This window comes from Acinetobacter sp. 148, assembly GCF_031196675.1.
Lineage (GTDB): Bacteria > Pseudomonadota > Gammaproteobacteria > Pseudomonadales > Moraxellaceae > Acinetobacter > Acinetobacter baumannii.
Window position 1 is genome coordinate 22,775 of record NZ_JAVIMT010000023.1, and the last position, 17,422, is coordinate 40,196.

The window sequence follows — 17,422 nt, forward strand, 5'->3', positions numbered from 1 at the left end:
AAACAATCAGACTTATTCATTATAATGGAAAATCGTTCGTTATATCATGACATGACTACATACGCTCTTATTAGAAAACTTAGTAAAGATACTACTCGCTCGATTTTCTTTGTGTGCTTAGCAACGAGTGTCGTTGGTATGTCCTTAGGTTCACTCGCCGCAAGTTATGGCTTAGCACTCTGGATCCCACTTTGCCTATCCATATTTGTGCTCGCGGGAACTGCTGAATTTATTTTTATTGGATTCTTGGCGGTAGGTGGTAGCCCGATTGCGGCTGCAATTGCAGGACTACTCGTCAATTTAAGACATCTACCTTTTGGCATTGCGGTCAATGAACTGATTCAAGGCAAATTCTCTCAATATTTTGGGTCTCATATCATGAACGATGAAAGTGTTTTGTTTGGTATGGCACAGCCTGATTTCGACACCAAAAAGGCTGCTTACTGGCTATGTGGTATAGGTATCATGCTCAGTTGGCCGCTCGGTGTCACTGCAGGTTATTTTATTGGGAGTGCTATTCCAGACCCTAAAACATTTGGCTTAGATGCGATTTTCCCAGCTATTTTAATTGCTCTTACTTTTTCTGCTTTAAAGAATAAGGTGACTCGAAAAGCTGCATTTGCCGGATCAGCTTTAGCGTTGATAACCACACCCTTTTTAGCCGCAGGACTTCCAATTCTGATTTCGCTTTTTGGCTTGATATGGGGTAGAAAAAAATGAGTCAACAGTTACTGATTATTGTAGGAATAGCTCTACTTGCACTTGGAACGTACAGTATTCGTTTTGCTGGTTTTCACTTAGGTGCCAAGTTTTCATTTTCTGAAAAATACCAAGTTTTACTCTCAAACGGCGCAACCGTTTTGCTCTGTGCCATTGCTGTAACCACTACGTTTTTTGAAGGTCACCATTTCGCGGGTTTCGCACGTATATTTGGGGTGGGTTTGGCACTTTTCTTAGTTTGGAAAAAAGCACCGCTTTTATTGGTGATTTGTCTGGCAGCTGCTGGCACAGCACTGGTACGTTTACTTGGAATTGAATAATAAAAAAGGCGAGATAAACTCGCCTTTTTTGAAACTTTGATTAGAACGGTAAATCGTCGTCTAAATCAGCTGGTGCAGATGCTGGTTGTTGTGGCGCTTTAGGAGCGAAACCACCACCTTGTGGGCTATTGCCACCATTACCGAAACCACCTTGGCCACCATAACCACCATTGTTTTGGCCGTAGCCACCACCTTGGTTGTTATTTTGATAGCCGCCACCTTGTTGAGGCGCGTTAAAACGTGGTTGGTTAAAATCATTACCGCCAGCAAAACCTTGTTCACCTTGTTGACGAGCATCTAACATTTGCATCTGGTCGCCACGGATTTCTGTAGTGTAACGTTCTTGACCATTTTGGTCTGTCCACTGACGTGTACGTAATGAACCTTCGATATAAACCTTAGAACCTTTACGTAAAAACTGCTGAGCAATTTCCCCTAAACGGTTATGCAAAACAATACGGTGCCATTCTGTTTGTTCTTTACGTTCACCTGTATTTTTATCGGTCCAAACTTCACTTGTTGCGATAGAAAACTGGGTCAACGAGCCCCCATTTGGAAAAGTTTTTGTTTCAGGATCACGACCCAAAGTACCAACCAAAATAACCTTATTTACACCACGCATTAGCTGTCTTCATCCTATACATTTCTATGTTTTACTTTATAAGAGTTATGCTTAAATGGCTACCTCTTTACCGAACAACTGCGTTAAATCACGTCGCGAAGCGTCATCAAGAGACTGTTTATCGACTTTAATATAAGCAACTTGCTGGTCAGGCATCACCACAACTTCTTCGATACCACGAATTGCCAATAGTTGTGTGGTCCACTCATTCACCTGTTGCACTTGCGGCAATGGCAGCACAATAGATGACAAATACCGCGGCTGAGCTAAACCAAAACTAATTAGCAGCCATATTATAGCAATCCCTGCTAAGACACTCCATCCAATCGCAGTATTATGTAACATCAATAATTGACCACCTAGTGTGCCACCAAAAAAGGCACCTAAGAACTGGCTACTGGCATTTACCCCCATAGCGGTGGCTTTCGACTGGATTGGAGCTGATTTTGACAGCCAAGAAGGTAATAAAGCCTCCATCACATTAAATGCAATAAAGAAAATTCCTAAGCCAGCGAGTAATACATATTTTGACTGATAACCAAATATAAGAAGAAGCAAACCTGCAATAATACCTGTAATTGCTGTTAAGAAAATGCCGCGCATTTTGCGATATTTTTCAGCGATGATAATGCTAGGAAATGCAAAAAACAGACTAATAACCAAAAGTGGCAAATACACCAAACCGTGGCTCGCCAAAGGAATATGCGCAAACTCAATAAGCTGTGACGGCACATAAATAAACATGGCAGTCAGCAATAAATGCAATGCAAAAACCGAAACGTGTAAACGGTTTAAATCACCCATTTGAATGACTTGTTTAAGCTGTGCCATGTAGCCTTGCTGGTAATTACGATGGTGACGAGTAACTTTAGGCACCAGCAATAACATCGCAATCGCGATCAAACCCATGATGGTTGTCACAAAGAACAAACCAGAAATACCTACAAGGCTTGTGAGCCAAGGCCCAAGACTAAAAGCGACTACAAAAGATAGACCAATACTCATGCCCATGGCAGCCATGGCTTTAGTACGCTGCTCTTCACGCGTCACATCGGCTAAAAGTGCCATAACTACTGCCGAAACTGCACCCGCCCCAGCGATAGCACGGCCAATAATTACGCCATAAATGGTGTCAGATAATCCGGCAATTGTGCCACCAATAGCAAAGAGCAATAGACCAAAGACCACAAGCGGTTTACGGCTAAAACGGTCAGCAAGTAAGCTAAATGGAATTTGTAAAATGGCCTGACTTAAACCATAAATACCTACAGCCAAACCAATGAGTGCTGGAGTCGCATATTGATATGACTGCCCAACTACAGAAAAGACAGGAATAATCATGAACAAGCCCAACATGCGTAGCGCAAAAATACTACTTAAGGCAAAAGTTGAGCGACGTTCCAAAGCATTCATCATATCAATACACGTTATCAAACTAAGTAAATTATAAGCCGATTCGTTTCTAAAAATACGGGACACCTTATTTAAAATAACGATTTGGGCTTAAAAAAATAAAGAGGCGTTTAGCCTCTTTAGTTTATCGAAGTTTGCTGAAAATTAGCTTAAGGCGACTGTTGCTCGCGCTTCGAATATTGAATTGAAGCGATAACCGCCCAAACAATGAACGCTACACCAATTAAACCTGTGACAACTTCAGGTACATGTACGCCAGTACCACTTGCAATCATAATGAATGCTAAAGCACCGATCGCATAATGCGCGCCATGTTCTAAGAACACGTAGGCATCTAGTGTGCCTTTTTCTACAAGGTAAACTGTCATTGAACGGACAAAAATAGCACCAATTGCAAGACCGAGCATAATCACGACAACATCGCTAGTAATGGCAAATGCACCAATTACACCATCAAAACTAAATGATGCATCTAACACTTCAAGATATAAGAAACCACCTAAACCGGCTTTTACAACACCAGAAGCGGCGCCTGATCCATCTTGTAATACAGCATTACCATTTTCATCAATTTCAGGCTCACCACCTAACAAATGACTTAACACTTCAACGCCAATATAAACCACAATGCCCCAAATACCTGCCATGACCACAGCTAAGCGGTGAACTTCGTCCACATAAGCAGCCATCACGATTAAAGCAATCAAAGCAAGAAATACAGACATTGCCGGTACGCTTGCCAAGCTTGCAAGTTTAGATTCAAGCCATCTAAACCAATGCGTTTCTTTTTCGTCATCAAAGAAAAAGTTTAAGAACACCAGTAATAGGAATGTTCCACCAAAAGCCGAAATTTCAGCGTGATGTGCCATTAAACGTTCAGAGTAGGTTTTTGGATCATTAAGTGCCATTTTGGCTACTTCAACAACACCCATATCAGCAGTCACTGCAACAATCACGACTGGGAAAATCAGACGCATACCAAAAACGGCGATTAAAATACCTACCGTTAAAAAGATCATTTTCCAGAACGGGTCCCAATTACGTAGAACCGATGCATTCACGACCGCATTGTCAAAAGATAAAGAAACTTCCATCACAGCTAAAATCGCGGTAATGGTTAAAGCTTTAAGCATGGTTGACACGCCCGCTTCAGGTCCATGGGTAAAACCCCAGTAAGCGGATAGTGCTAAACACACCACCGTAAAAAATATCGAAAATCGGAAATGCTTCATGGATCAGACCTATACCAAGAACTAAATTTAATCTTTCTTAAAACCGCGGCTATTATATCGATAATTAACCACAAAACGATGTTGTTTTATGCCGTTATTCACTTTACTTTATCTCACTGTTTAATAAAGAAATTTATAATATTTCATTAACTTATTAATCGTATTAAATATTTTCTTGCGATATATCTATCATTATTATTTTTGTATTTTAAAATTGATTTAAAATCGGGTTTAGCTGTCTTATTTTAAATGGAATGTTTTTATGCTTTTTTCTCAAGAACTCTGGCAACGTAATTTAAATTTATATCAAAAAATTCTCGACCTGCCTTTTAATCAGGAACTTGCTAACGGTACTTTAGATAAAGAAGCTTTTTGTCATTATGTTATTCAAGATGCTCAATATTTAGTGGCCTATGGCCGTGTGCTGGCTGTTGCAGCAGCTAAAGCTTTTGATGCTGACGATATTATGCAGTTTTCTGATGCAGCTAAAATTGCAATTGTGGTCGAGCGCAGTTTGCATGACGACTTTATGAAAAACTTTGGTGTCACCAAAGAAGAATTTAAAAATACCCCATTGACCTTGGCAGGCCATCATTACACTTCATTTTTGACAGCAACTGCTTGGTCTGAAAGCTACCCTGTTGTACTTGCTGCTCTATTACCTTGCTTCTGGATTTATGCCGAAGTCGGTAAAGACATTGTGAGTAAGTCTGTCCCAAACAATCCTTATCAGGCATGGATTGATACCTACGCAGGTGAAGAATTCCATACCGCCGTTCGTAATGTGATTGCGACGGTAGATAAAGTTGCCGCACGTTGTGATGCAGATACTTTAGAGAAAATGCATGCAGCCTATACCATGGGTGCAAAACTTGAATGGTTATTTTGGGATAGTGCCTACCATCAAAGACAATGGTTAGGTTTAGATCAGATCTAAATCAAGATGAGCTCTGACCATTTACTTCGTTAAATGGTCAGTCTTTAATTTAACTTTGAAACAATTGCCAGCCGTAAATCAAACCTGCCGCAGCCACAACCCAGCATAGCGTTGCGACTCCTAGACAAGACCACATTGACATACGCGTTGCCAGCACATAAACAGCAGCTAAATAAATGGCATAAGGAATCAGTGACCATAAACCAAATAAAGCCGTTTTCTGTAATGCTTCGGCTCCTTTTTGTTGAAAAACAATTATGTGGGCAATTAAAGCGAAGGTTGGAAAAAGCGGGACTAAACCCGCAATATAAAATGCCTTACTTTTCGATAAAATCGAAATAATGAGGACAACCCCGGCCCCCAACATACACTTTAAAAATAACGCCCACATGCGCTGATCCTATCTGGTCATATTCATTTCAAAACGCTGTATTTTGCGCTTTTTAAAGAAAATTAACAGCGACTAAAGCAATCAATGCCGGAACCGCCTGAATATAAATAATCTTTTTACTGGCAGTCAGACCACCATAAATACCAGCAATCAGTACACAGCCTAAAAAGAAGTTGGCAATTGATGTTGCAAATGGCGCATCAGCCAATAAAGACCAAAATAAACCTGCTGCTAAAAAGCCATTATAAAGACCTTGGTTCTGTGCCATGACTTTGGTGAGTTTTGCTTTTTCTGCATTATTTCCAAAGGCTTTCATGCCATAAGGTTTGTCCCACAAAAACATCTCTAACACTAAAATATAGACATGTAATATTGCGATAAGCGCAATCAATATTTGTCCGATCATACAATTTTCCTTTTTATTTTAAAGATATGAAAAAAGATCAGTCTCTCGACTGATCTTTTAGTGTTTTACGGCTTTAATAATATTTTGCCTTGACGAGCGCCTTGCGTTGCTCTTTGAGCGGCAGTTTTAATCTCATCAAAACTAAATACACCTTCTACAGGCAAGATTAATTTTTTCTGAGTCGCTAATGTTAGCAGCTCAACGATCAGTTCCTTTTTACGAGCTGCTGGCATTTCTTTATTAACCACACTCGCCCAGAAACCTTTTACTGTCGCTTGTTTGAAAATTAGATCACCCGATGAAATCTGCATGGTTTCGCCAGTCATACTACCGAACGAAACGAGCAGGCTATTTTCACTGAGTAAATTCAGCATTTCACCACTTGCACTTCCACCAATCGAGTCCACACCGGCAATTAGAGGTTGGTCACCGTGAATCTGTTTAACTTGCTCTTTCCAGTTAGGCTGATCGGTTGCAACAACATGCTGAATACCTAATGCTTGCATCTCGGCAATTGCATCACTACGGCGAACCAGATTAATCACAGGTAAACCACGTGCCTGCGCAATCATGGCAACTGTTTTACCGACTGCACCATTCGCCGTGTTTTGAATGAGCCATTGACCCGGTTGAACATTTACAAAGTCGAGTAGCATGAGTGCACTAATTGGCATACCAATCAGTTGTGCTGCTGTTTCATCATCAATTTCATTATTGAGTGGAATAATACCTTGAGCAGGCGCAATAAAGTATTCAGCCCAACTGCCATGCACAGCCGCAACGGCAATACGTTGCCCTACCTGTACATGTTCAACACCTTCACCTAACGCATCTACAATACCAACTGCCTCACTGCCACCAATCGCTGGTAAAGTTGGTTTATAGCCATAACTTCCTCGTACTGTCCATACATCATGATTATGGATCGGAGACATGATGGTTTTAATACGCACTTCGCCTGCTTTTGGTTCAGGCTTTGGCATATCCGCCTGCTCTAAAACGTCTACAGGTTCGCCAAAATTACGATGGATAATACTTCGCATGCTTTATTCCTCTATCGGTTTTAAGAGTTGTTGGGTGGTTTCTAAGGCTAGATGTAGATGTGCTTTGTCTTGCGACAATTTTGTGAGTAAAGCAGCACCTAACCATAACTGATACATGACTTGCGCAGTTTTCAAAGGTTCAATATGTTTTGGAATTGATCCTTCTTGTTGCCCTTCTTTGAGTAGTAAAGCCAAACGTTGGGTTAGTTTGTGCACACCGTCATTTAGAATTTGGCGCATATCTTCTGACAAGTCCGAAACTTCGGCTGCCAATTTCACAATCAAGCAGTTTTCAGCCCAGCTACCATGGACCGGATCATCAATCCACGCCTGCCATAAAGCCATTAAACGGGCATGGGCACTTTGCTCACTGTGCTGCCAAAGCTGTTCCATACGGACTTTATAATTGGCCATGTATTGCTCGAGCAACGCACAGCCAAACGCCTCTTTTGAAGCAAAGTAGTGATAGAACGAACCTTTAGGTACGTCACAAGCCTTTAAAATTTCTTGCAAACCAACACCGACAAAACCTTTATGTAGTACCAGTTCAAAACTGGTATCTAGAATGTGTTGTCGTGTGGTTTCGCTTTTATTTAATCGTTTCATGCATTCATCATAAACAACTATTAGACCAGTCGTCTAGTAAAATTATGTTGCTGGTTAAAATTTGCTTAGAGTAGAAATGTAGAATGAGGAATGTTAAAAATACAACCTGCTTAATTAAACAAATTTTGTCGTTTGTCGTTTAACCGTCACAATTTGTCGCTTTAAATCATTTTATACCACTTGAACAATTTTAAATCGTTATCATATATAGGGTCTGTTGTTTATAACCAGTCACACCTCCCTGCGGCTGATCACTCAACACCTAAATTTTCATCAATACACAATTGAGATGTTTTATGAGCCAAAGTCATATCCGTATTCGAGGCGCACGCACCCATAACTTAAAAAATGTGTCACTCGATATTCCACGCGACAAATTTGTGGTAATTACGGGGCTATCAGGTTCAGGAAAATCTTCTCTTGCCTTTGATACCTTGTATGCCGAAGGACAGCGCCGTTACGTCGAATCACTTTCAGCGTATGCCCGCCAGTTCTTATCGCAAATGGAAAAACCTGAAGTTGACTCGATTGAAGGTTTGTCACCAGCCATTGCGATTGAGCAAAAGTCTACTAGCCATAACCCACGTTCAACGGTTGGTACGATTACCGAAATTTATGACTATTTGCGTCTGCTTTATGCACGTGTCGGTACGCCTTATTGCCCTGAACACGACTTACCTATGGTTGCGCAAACTGTTTCTGAAATGGTCGATGCGGTGAAAAACCTTGAGGAAGGCACTGCACTCATGTTGCTTGCCCCTGTTGTTCGTGAGCGTAAAGGTGAATACAGCAACTTGTTCGAACAACTACAAGGTCAAGGTTTTGTTCGTGCCCGTGTTGATGGTGAAATCATTGATATTGATACACCACCAGAACTCGACAAAAAGAAAAAACATACCATTGAGGTAGTTGTTGACCGCTTTAAAGTACGTGATGACTTAGGCAACCGTATTGCTGAATCATTTGAAACTGCACTGCGTTTAGGTGGCGATATTGCAGTTTTATCGTGGATGAATGGCGAACACCCAGATCGCGTTTTTTCTGCAAAACACTCATGCCCTGAATGTGATCGCGCAGTCGCAGAGCTTGAGCCACGTTTATTTTCATTTAATAACCCGTTCGGTGCGTGCCCTGTCTGTGATGGCTTAGGTACACGTAGCCATTTTAGCCCTGAAAAACTCATTCCTAACCCTGAGCTTGCAATTAGTGAAGGTGCTATTCGTGGTTGGGATCGTCAACGTCCTTATTACTATTCAATGCTGCAAAAAGTTGCCGACCATTTTGGTTTTCAACTTGATACACCTTGGAATCAGTTAGATAAAGACACGCAAAAGAAATTCTTACAAGGTACTGGCAAAGAAAAAATCGATTTAAGTTATATCGATGAACGTGGCCGTAAACATACACGCGTGCAACCTTTTGAAGGAATTTTGCCACACCTTGAGCGTCGCTATCGTGAAACTGAAAGTAATTATGTACGCGATGATTTAGCACAATATTTGTCTAATGCAGCTTGTGATGCATGTGGCGGTTCACGTCTCAATGAAATTTCACGTCATGTTCGTGTAAAAGACAAAACGATTGCCGACATTACTCGCATGTCGATTGGAGATGCCGAAAGTTACTATCAAGGTATAAACCTTGAAGGTGCCAAAGGTGAAATTGCAGATAAAATCTTTAAAGAGATTCGTGAGCGTTTACATTTCTTGGTGAGTGTTGGCCTGAACTATTTAAGTCTCGCTCGTTCTGCCGAAACACTATCGGGTGGTGAAGCCCAGCGTATCCGTCTAGCTTCGCAAATTGGTGCAGGTTTGATGGGTGTCATGTACGTCCTTGATGAACCATCAATTGGTCTCCATCAACGTGATAATGACCGTTTATTACAAACGCTAATTCGCTTACGTGATTTGGGCAATACGGTATTAGTCGTTGAACATGATGAAGATGCAATCCGTGCAGCTGACCATATTATTGATATCGGCCCGGGTGCTGGTGTGCATGGTGGCGTTGTCATTGCTGAAGGTACGTATGATGAGCTGGCTAAACATGCCGACTCACTCACAGGCCAATATCTTTCAGGCAAACTCAAAATTGAAGTGCCAAAACAGCGAACTCAACCACCTAAACCTGAAGAAAAAATTAAACTTTCAGGTGCAGCGGGTCATAACTTAAAAAATGTCGATTTAACCATCCCACTTGGCATTATGACTTGTGTCACGGGTGTTTCAGGTTCAGGTAAATCAACACTGATTAACCGTACGTTACTTCCACTGGCTGCAACACAGCTCAACGGTGCAACGACTTTAACAGCTGAAAAATTTGACTCGATTGATGGTCTACAACATCTGGATAAAGTCGTTGATATTGACCAAAGCCCAATTGGCCGTACACCGCGCTCTAATCCAGCGACTTATACGGGTCTATTTACGCCAATTCGTGAATTATTTGCTCAAACACCAGAAGCGAAAGCGCGTGGTTATAGTGCGGGTCGCTTCTCGTTTAACGTAAAAGGTGGACGCTGCGAAGCGTGTGAAGGCGACGGTATGATTAAAGTCGCAATGCACTTCTTACCAGACATGTATGTACCTTGCGATGCATGTCATGGCAAACGTTATAACCGTGAAACACTTGAAGTCGGTTATAAAGGCAAAAACATTTCTGATGTTTTAGAAATGACAGTTGAAGATGCTGCTGAGTTCTTTAGTGCTATTCCAGTTATTCACCGTCGTTTAGAAACCTTAACTCAGGTAGGTCTAGGCTATATTCGTTTAGGTCAAGCTGCGACTACACTCTCTGGTGGTGAAGCACAGCGTGTCAAACTGGCTCGTGAGTTAGCGAAACGTGATACGGGTAAAACGCTTTATATCTTGGACGAACCAACAACAGGTTTGCATTTCCACGATATTGCCAAGTTACTCGATATTTTGCATGAGCTACGCAACAAGGGTAATACCATTGTGGTAATTGAACATAACCTTGATGTAATTAAGACAGCAGACTGGGTGGTCGACTTAGGCCCTGAAGGTGGTTCGGGCGGTGGTATGATCATTGCCGAAGGTACACCTGAACAAGTGGCTGAGGTTGAAATTTCCCATACGGGTCGTTTCTTGAAACCGATGTTGAAACAATAAAACAAAAAGCCGGAATTTATTTTCCGGCTTTTTTTATCCCTCTACTACATTTCGTCCCCGAGCTTTAGCTCTTAAGAGTGAACGATCAGCGTTCTCTAATAACTCCATCCAGCTTGTCGCTCCAATCGCAAACCCAATACTGACCGATACATGCAATTTTTCTTGTGTACCAGATAGATCAATTTCCTCTAAAGAAATCGCAATACGAATTTTTTCGGCCAAGAGACGTGCATCTAAAAACTGCACTTGTTCTAACAAAATTAAAAACTCATCACCACCATAACGAACAATTAAATCAGAAGCCCGTACATTTGCTTTTAATTGATCTGCGATACGCCGAATCACTTGGTCACCCACAATATGACCATATTGATCATTCACGTGTTTAAAGCGATCAATATCAATAATCATCAAACAAGTTTGAGAAAATTTTTGAGGGTAACTCTCAACAATTTTTAAATACTCAGATAAAGCCAAACGATTGGATACACCCGTTAATGGATCTGTATTGGCAATATTTTTAAGCTGGAATTCAAAAGCATCTCGCTGCTTGAGCATCCTTTGTAAACGATCAATAGCTTCGAACAACGAAATAAATTCGCCTTTTTTAGGTTTCAACTCATCTATTGGGTAATCTGTGCTATGAGATAAATCAAGAATTAAGGTACGGGCCTGAATAAGAGGCTCAAACACCCTTCTCTTTGCATAAATTAGTGTAAGTAACGCTGCTGCTAAGGATATGCTTGAAATGAGTAAAGTAAGGAAAAACTTCTTTTTTGCTAAATAGTTTTCTTGAGATGCAATCAAGACGCTTTTATTAAGTAAAAACTTTTGCAAATCAATAACCGTGGTAAATTTATCAACGATTTGGTCTGTCAGTTCTGTTCCGTTTAAATGATAGGCTTGGTGCTTTTGGCTTTCATCTAAAAGCTGACCCACAATAGGTACACCTTTATCTAAAAATTCAGTTTTAACCCTTGAGTAAAGGCGATGATATTCCGGAGTTTTAGCTTGCTCTGACTGTAGTGTGTCCACAAGTGCCCATAAGTAGCGTGCTTGCTGCTGAGTCTGCAAAGACCGCGCCCGATTATCATTAGGTATGGTTTCTTTAAAAGTCACAGGCGCAATAACATTAGATGCGGTACGACCAGCTTGATCCCTCATATCAGTCAAAACCACAATCAAAGTAAAATAATTGTTAATTTGGCTATCTTTACTTTTTAACTGTAGCATCAAATTTTGTAAAACTTCTCGGCAGCTATCCCAAGCTCCAAACATAGCCAAAATTGCATTATCGAATTGTATAGAGCTTCTCGCTTGTTCAGGAGTTGCAACATAATAGTCAACTACAGCACGCGCCTGTTTTAAATCATCTCTAAATTTAGTATCTAAAGTATTTGCTAAATCGGCATAACCTTCTTCTTTTAAAATATGAATAGTTTCACTAAGTTGGCGATCAACAGAAAGGCGATATTCTTTTAAGTTTTTTTGATTTTTTAAAAAGTCGGCAGCGTTACTCGACATTAATTTATTTGCGGGCGCACGTTCTTTAGAGACTTTATTTGCAACTTCAGCAATTGATCTTAAGCTTTTAATTTCAACCAAAGCTTGTTTAGTTTTTAAATATTCTTGATAACTGCTGACAATAAGCGGAACCGCCATAAACAGTAAGGACAAAATAATGACCAACATGAAGAAAAACAGTCGATTACTGATATGTTCTGAACGTAATCCTGACATTTCTAGCTGGTACTCCGTAAATGTCCTACCATGATCACTACTATAGAATGAAGTAATTAATCCGCATCCTAGCACTTTACTGAACAGAAGTTCAGCAACAAAGTTCGATTAACGCAATATACGCTTTCATCTTTTCTATTTCTTAAAAATTTGATCGAAAGAGCAAATGATGGCTATAGCAAAACTCCATTTTACAGATGATGTAAATTTCGCAATCCTATAATTAGCTTCTTTTTCCTCTTGGATGTTTCTCCCAGCATCCTAAACCCAGCCCTCAGCTGGGTTCTTTTTTATACACACTCAATAGAAGAAATTTCATGTATTTTTTTTAATAAATATTAATGTTTTCTTATAGATAAAAAAAAGCTCAACCTTGGGGAAAGCTGAGCTCGTAAAGTCTGATGTGATAACACATCGTATCTGGGAAAGCACTTCCAACTCTAAAAATGTTAGATAGTGAACTTTGCAATTGAATTGTGTGACTTATCTCTAATTTTGTAAAGTTGATTAAATTGATCAGAATTAATTTTTTAATCGTTTTTTTAGTTTAAAAACATATTTTCTTTGCTTTATTCAATTATATAATAATTCAAAATAGATAGATTATTTAGATGAACTTATCGAAATAGTGTTAACTATTACTCAAAATACAGCAAAATTGAAAAAAGAATAATGTTTGAGTGGCTATTTATTAAACAAGTCGACAAATAAATTAACGTTAAAACCGATTAATAAAATCGCTTTTTCCAATTGTAAATGTAATTATTTTTAAACTATTTAGTGTCAATTCCCTATGAAACTTAAGGTTTAGACTCTTGTTAATGTTCATTTTTTTAGCAGGTTGACATAATACACTTCAATTGTTGTTTTTTTAACCATTTTTAACATAAGTGTCAAATTTCCTTAACATTACGTTTCATCTATTATTGACTTCATAAATTGTTACAATACAATGACCCCAGCTTTATCTCTTGTTAATGCTGGAAATGATTATGAAAAAACTTGGTTTAGCCACTGCTGTATTATTAGCCATGACCGGTGCTCATGCTTATCAATTTGAAGTTCAAGGTCAATCTGAATATGTTGACACAACTGCAAATGATAAAAACTTCACTGGTGACGTTGCTGGTACATTCTATTTGAAAAATGTTGATACAGCTAAGGGTCCTTTAGCTGAAGCAGCTTTCTTAAACCAAGCTTCTAGCGTGTCTTTAGGTTATAGCTATCAACAATATGACCAAAACAACGTAAACTACCACATTGGTACATACGGTGTTAAAGGTGAGGCATACGTTCCAACTCCTTACCTTCCTGTATATGCTAGCGCAACTTACAACCACACTGATGTTGATGGTAAAAACAACTTCTCTAAAGATGACAACGGTGACCGTTATGCATTAGAAGTTGGTGCTATGTTGTTACCTAACTTCTTAATGACTGTTGGTTATACAAGTGTTGCTAACCAATTCGCTTTAGATAACTTCGGTATCATCGGTAACGGTATCTACTCTGCTGTTAACCAAACTGCTGCTATCCAAAACGACCAAGATGCTGTTACAGCACGTGCTAAATATGTTGGTCCAATCGATGGAACTAACATGGCAATCGGTTTTGAAGCTGCTGGTGCATTCGGTCAAGAAAACCAATACGGTTTAAAAACTGACCTTTACTTGACTCCTAAGTTAAGTGTTGGCGCTACTTTCGTGGGTAACGATGGCGAAGCTGACATCAAAGGTAATGACCTTGGTGAATTCCGCCAAGCTTGGGGTGGTAACGTAAACTACTTCATCACTCCTGCTTTAGCAGTTGGTGCATCTTACATGAAAGCTGACGTTAAAAAGTCTAGCTACGATACACAAACTATCGGCTTAAATGCTAAATTCCGTTTCTAATTTAATTTAGAAATTGAATTAAAAAAAGGACTCAATTGAGTCCTTTTTTTATGGCTATTAACTGCGTACGATATTTAAGAAATGTAAATGACGTTCGTACTGATCAATAATATCCTGAATCAAATCTTCCTGAGTCCAGTCCATTACATCATAGTTCTGTCCACCTTCTCTTAAAAACACTTCGGCTTGAAAATACTGACCGTCTTCTGCTTCTGTACGACCAATTAAAAAACTTGGGGGTACTGTTTCACGTGAAACAACTTTATAAATAAAATTAATTTCATGATGATGATCGACTCGAAGCTGCATACCATCTTCCACTTCACTAATCGACACCTCAAGATGACGGCGTCTAAACTCATGCTGAATATTTTCAAAAGCACGTGAAACCTGCTTTTCAATATATTGCTTCACCTCTTCTTCACTATGAGGATAATGCATGATTAAACCAAGACGCTGCTGCCAGCTTCTAGGGTTATGAATGGCACGTGGTGTAATGCGAGCCTCTTGAATTGCTATCATTTTAGTGACATCAAGATGCAAGGCTTTTATTAGGCCCCAACTCATTAACAGCATGACTACGGTAAAAGGCAACGCACTCATAATGATTGAAGACTGAAGCGCCGCAAGACCGCCCACCAAGAGTAAAATAATAGCCAGCACCGCCATAAGCACTGTCCAGAACAGGCGCTGCCAAGTAGGTGAATTTTCTGTTTTTGCTGTTAAGTAGTCAGTAACCAATGCCCCTGAGTCAGCAGAAGTCACAAAGAATAAAACCACCAAAATAGTCGCCAGAATATTCATGAAACCTGACCATGGCAAGTGTCCTAAAAACTCAAATAGAGCAACTGACGAGTCTTGCTGAACAGCCTGAATTAAAGTGGTTTGATGTTCATGGATAATGCTAAATAACGCGGCATTTCCTAAAAAGCCCATCCAGATAATGGTAAAGCCTGTTGGAATGAGGAGTACCCCGACAATAAATTCTCGAATAGTACGACCACGTGAAACCCTTGCGATAAACATACCTACAAATGGCGACCAAGAAATCCACCAAGCCCAATATAAAATAGTCCATCCCCCAATCCATCCATTCGGCTGATAAGCATATAAATTGAATGTCATGGTAAAAAGGTTAGAGATATACTGCCCAGTGTTTTGAATAGTGGTCTGAAGTAAATAAATACTAGGACCAGCGATAAAAACGAATACTAATAATATTAAAGCTAATACTAAGTTTAGCTCTGATAAACGTTTGACCCCTTTATCTAGTCCTAAGAACACAGATAATGAAGCGAGAATACTCACAAAAATAATGAGTAAAACCTGAGTAGTGGTGCTTTGCTCAACACCAAATAGATAATGTAAACCAGAGTTAATCTGGGTAACACCAAATCCGAGAGAAGTCGCTACACCAAATACCGTACCAATGGTCGCAAATATATCAATGCTGTCGCCCCACGGTCCATAAATCTTTTTACCAATTAGTGGATACAGTGCTGAACGGGTTTTGAGCGGTAAATTATGCCGATAAGCAAAATAAGCTAATGCTAAACCGACCACGGCGTAAATTGCCCATGCATGTAAGCCCCAGTGGAAAAAGGTTACACGTAAAGCTTGTTGTGCTGCCTCAATTGTCTGTGGCTCACCACTTGGTGGGTTGACATAGTGCATGACAGGTTCAGCCACACCAAAGAACATTAAGCCAATACCCATACCCGCAGTAAACAACATGGCAAACCATGATCCGTTACTATATTCGGGCTGGCTATGGTCAGGGCCTAATTTAATACGTCCAATCGCAGAACAGGCAATATAAATGAGTAGGATAAGAAAGAAGGCAACCGATAAGACATAGAACCAACTAAAAGAATCAGTGATCCACTGCTTTAACTGTTGCGTGAGAAGTTCAAAAGAACTCGGAGCGATCACAACAACTGCTAAGAACAAAGCAATAATAATGACCGTACCCAAAAAGACATTGGGATTAACATTTGCGAACCAACTCGCTTGTTTGGAAGGCATAAATCCTCCATGTTATTTTAATGAAAATGACAGGCTTAAAGCCAATAAAGACATTCAGGAATGAACAAAGTTTTATCTTTCAATAGAGAAAGCCGATAATACTTTAAATAAACTTAAATAATATTGCAGTTACAAAGGTGTAAATAAATTAAAACACCTCCTTCTTTATTTATCAGAATTCTTTTTAGGCGTGTGCTTAATATATTGTAAAGCGATTAAACGCGTGACTATTAGGGCTAAATACATCACTCCACAAAACATCTGTAACATCGCTAAAACACGTGCTGGTGGACTAAGGGGCATTAAGTCAGACAGTCCCGTAGCTGACTGCAAACTAAAGCTTAAAAACAGTAAATCTAACCAAGTTTGTAAGTGATGGATGTGGTTTGGATTTTGAAAGCTATTAGGAATGAGTAACTGACAAATGTTATATAAAAATGCAAATCCCCAAGCCAGCAAGGTAAAAACTGCGGCAGCTGCAAACAACTCATCGCGGGTTAAATATCGGTCAGCAAACATATAGCGAAATAAACCATAAGCAGCCGAAAAGTAAGCTAAGGCTTCACAGCTATGGGCAAAAATCTGGATGGTTAAATTGCTATAGCCTAATAAAATAAAGACCGAAGCTATAATTGCCCCACTGACAAATGCGAGACCGAGAAAAGTGAACATGGGTGTTTGGCGAATAACTTTAGCAATAATGAGTAATGCAAGTACCCCTAGCGCCCAAGTTAAGGTCCTGTAAGCCTCATTATCAAAAGTCAGCATAGCCAGAATAAGTAAAATGAATTGCACCAACAGCAGCCATGCAGAAGGCAACAATCGAAAGCTCGACCAGAATTCAATGATAGATCGCATTTAATTATTTTCCATTTTTTCATTATGTTTTGGATTATAGAAAATCATACTGTACAAAAAATAGGATATAGTCAAACTACTTTATT

15 protein-coding genes are annotated in these 17,422 nt (G+C 39.7%); 5 read left to right on the top strand and 10 right to left on the bottom strand.

Annotated features, from left to right (window positions below; genetic code table 11):
* Positions 1–24: 24 nt before the first annotated feature.
* Positions 25–720, top strand: a complete 696-nt coding sequence (locus RFX69_RS05280; protein WP_289332978.1) for an AzlC family ABC transporter permease — start codon at positions 25–27, stop codon at positions 718–720.
* Positions 717–1,040 carry an AzlD domain-containing protein gene (locus RFX69_RS05285; protein ID WP_000082712.1) on the top strand — a complete coding sequence of 108 codons (324 nt, stop codon included), beginning with the start codon at positions 717–719 and terminating at the stop codon, positions 1,038–1,040. Before RFX69_RS05280 ends, RFX69_RS05285 begins: the two co-directional genes overlap by 4 nt.
* Positions 1,041–1,080: 40 nt before the next feature.
* Here RFX69_RS05285 and ssb read toward each other — a convergent pair whose 3' ends face one another.
* The 3 genes from ssb to RFX69_RS05300 form a co-directional block, all read right to left on the bottom strand.
* Positions 1,081–1,662, bottom strand: coding sequence for a single-stranded DNA-binding protein (ssb, locus tag RFX69_RS05290; protein ID WP_001215080.1), 582 nt, complete (start codon positions 1,660–1,662; stop codon positions 1,081–1,083).
* Positions 1,663–1,713: 51 nt separating this feature from the next.
* Complete coding sequence (locus RFX69_RS05295) at positions 1,714–3,078, bottom strand: MFS transporter (protein ID WP_289332976.1); 1,365 nt, start codon at positions 3,076–3,078, stop codon at positions 1,714–1,716.
* Between the two features lie 146 nt (positions 3,079–3,224).
* Positions 3,225–4,307, bottom strand: coding sequence for a DUF475 domain-containing protein (locus RFX69_RS05300; RefSeq protein ID WP_005130634.1), 1,083 nt, complete (start codon positions 4,305–4,307; stop codon positions 3,225–3,227).
* Positions 4,308–4,569: 262 nt separating this feature from the next.
* Between RFX69_RS05300 and tenA the strand changes: the two genes are divergently transcribed.
* Positions 4,570–5,244 (top strand): thiaminase II, encoded by a 675-nt coding sequence (gene tenA / locus RFX69_RS05305; RefSeq protein WP_000899418.1) that lies wholly within the window; start codon positions 4,570–4,572, stop codon positions 5,242–5,244.
* Between the two features lie 49 nt (positions 5,245–5,293).
* Here the strand turns inward: tenA and RFX69_RS05310 are convergent, their stop codons facing one another.
* The 4 genes from RFX69_RS05310 to RFX69_RS05325 form a co-directional block, all read right to left on the bottom strand.
* Positions 5,294–5,635 carry a GlpM family protein gene (locus RFX69_RS05310; RefSeq protein ID WP_279722701.1) on the bottom strand — a complete coding sequence of 114 codons (342 nt, stop codon included), beginning with the start codon at positions 5,633–5,635 and terminating at the stop codon, positions 5,294–5,296.
* Positions 5,636–5,687: 52 nt separating this feature from the next.
* Positions 5,688–6,041 (bottom strand): DUF1304 domain-containing protein, encoded by a 354-nt coding sequence (locus tag RFX69_RS05315; protein ID WP_000580165.1) that lies wholly within the window; start codon positions 6,039–6,041, stop codon positions 5,688–5,690.
* Between the two features lie 65 nt (positions 6,042–6,106).
* Entirely contained in the window at positions 6,107–7,084 is a 978-nt protein-coding gene (locus tag RFX69_RS05320) for a zinc-binding dehydrogenase (RefSeq protein WP_289332975.1), read from the bottom strand.
* A gap of 3 nt (positions 7,085–7,087) precedes the next feature.
* The gene (locus RFX69_RS05325; protein WP_000826320.1) at positions 7,088–7,690 is read right to left on the bottom strand and encodes a TetR/AcrR family transcriptional regulator; all 603 of its coding nucleotides are present in this window, start codon (positions 7,688–7,690) and stop codon (positions 7,088–7,090) included.
* Positions 7,691–7,986: 296 nt separating this feature from the next.
* On the opposite strand from RFX69_RS05325, the gene uvrA reads away from it, so the two are divergent.
* Entirely contained in the window at positions 7,987–10,821 is a 2,835-nt protein-coding gene (uvrA, locus tag RFX69_RS05330; protein ID WP_000083355.1) for an excinuclease ABC subunit UvrA, read from the top strand.
* 33 nt (positions 10,822–10,854) lie between these two features.
* Here the strand turns inward: uvrA and RFX69_RS05335 are convergent, their stop codons facing one another.
* The gene (locus RFX69_RS05335) at positions 10,855–12,561 is read right to left on the bottom strand and encodes a GGDEF domain-containing protein (RefSeq protein WP_271055979.1); all 1,707 of its coding nucleotides are present in this window, start codon (positions 12,559–12,561) and stop codon (positions 10,855–10,857) included.
* A gap of 992 nt (positions 12,562–13,553) precedes the next feature.
* Between RFX69_RS05335 and omp33-36 the strand changes: the two genes are divergently transcribed.
* Complete coding sequence (gene omp33-36 / locus RFX69_RS05340; protein WP_000733005.1) at positions 13,554–14,453, top strand: porin Omp33-36; 900 nt, start codon at positions 13,554–13,556, stop codon at positions 14,451–14,453.
* 57 nt (positions 14,454–14,510) lie between these two features.
* On the opposite strand, the gene RFX69_RS05345 is transcribed toward omp33-36, so the two are convergent.
* Both RFX69_RS05345 and RFX69_RS05350 read right to left on the bottom strand, forming a co-directional pair.
* Positions 14,511–16,478, bottom strand: a complete 1,968-nt coding sequence (locus tag RFX69_RS05345; RefSeq protein WP_271055978.1) for a choline BCCT transporter BetT — start codon at positions 16,476–16,478, stop codon at positions 14,511–14,513.
* A 165-nt stretch (positions 16,479–16,643) separates the two neighbouring features.
* Complete coding sequence (locus RFX69_RS05350; protein ID WP_001256565.1) at positions 16,644–17,336, bottom strand: ion channel; 693 nt, start codon at positions 17,334–17,336, stop codon at positions 16,644–16,646.
* Between the last annotated feature and the right edge of the window lie 86 nt (positions 17,337–17,422).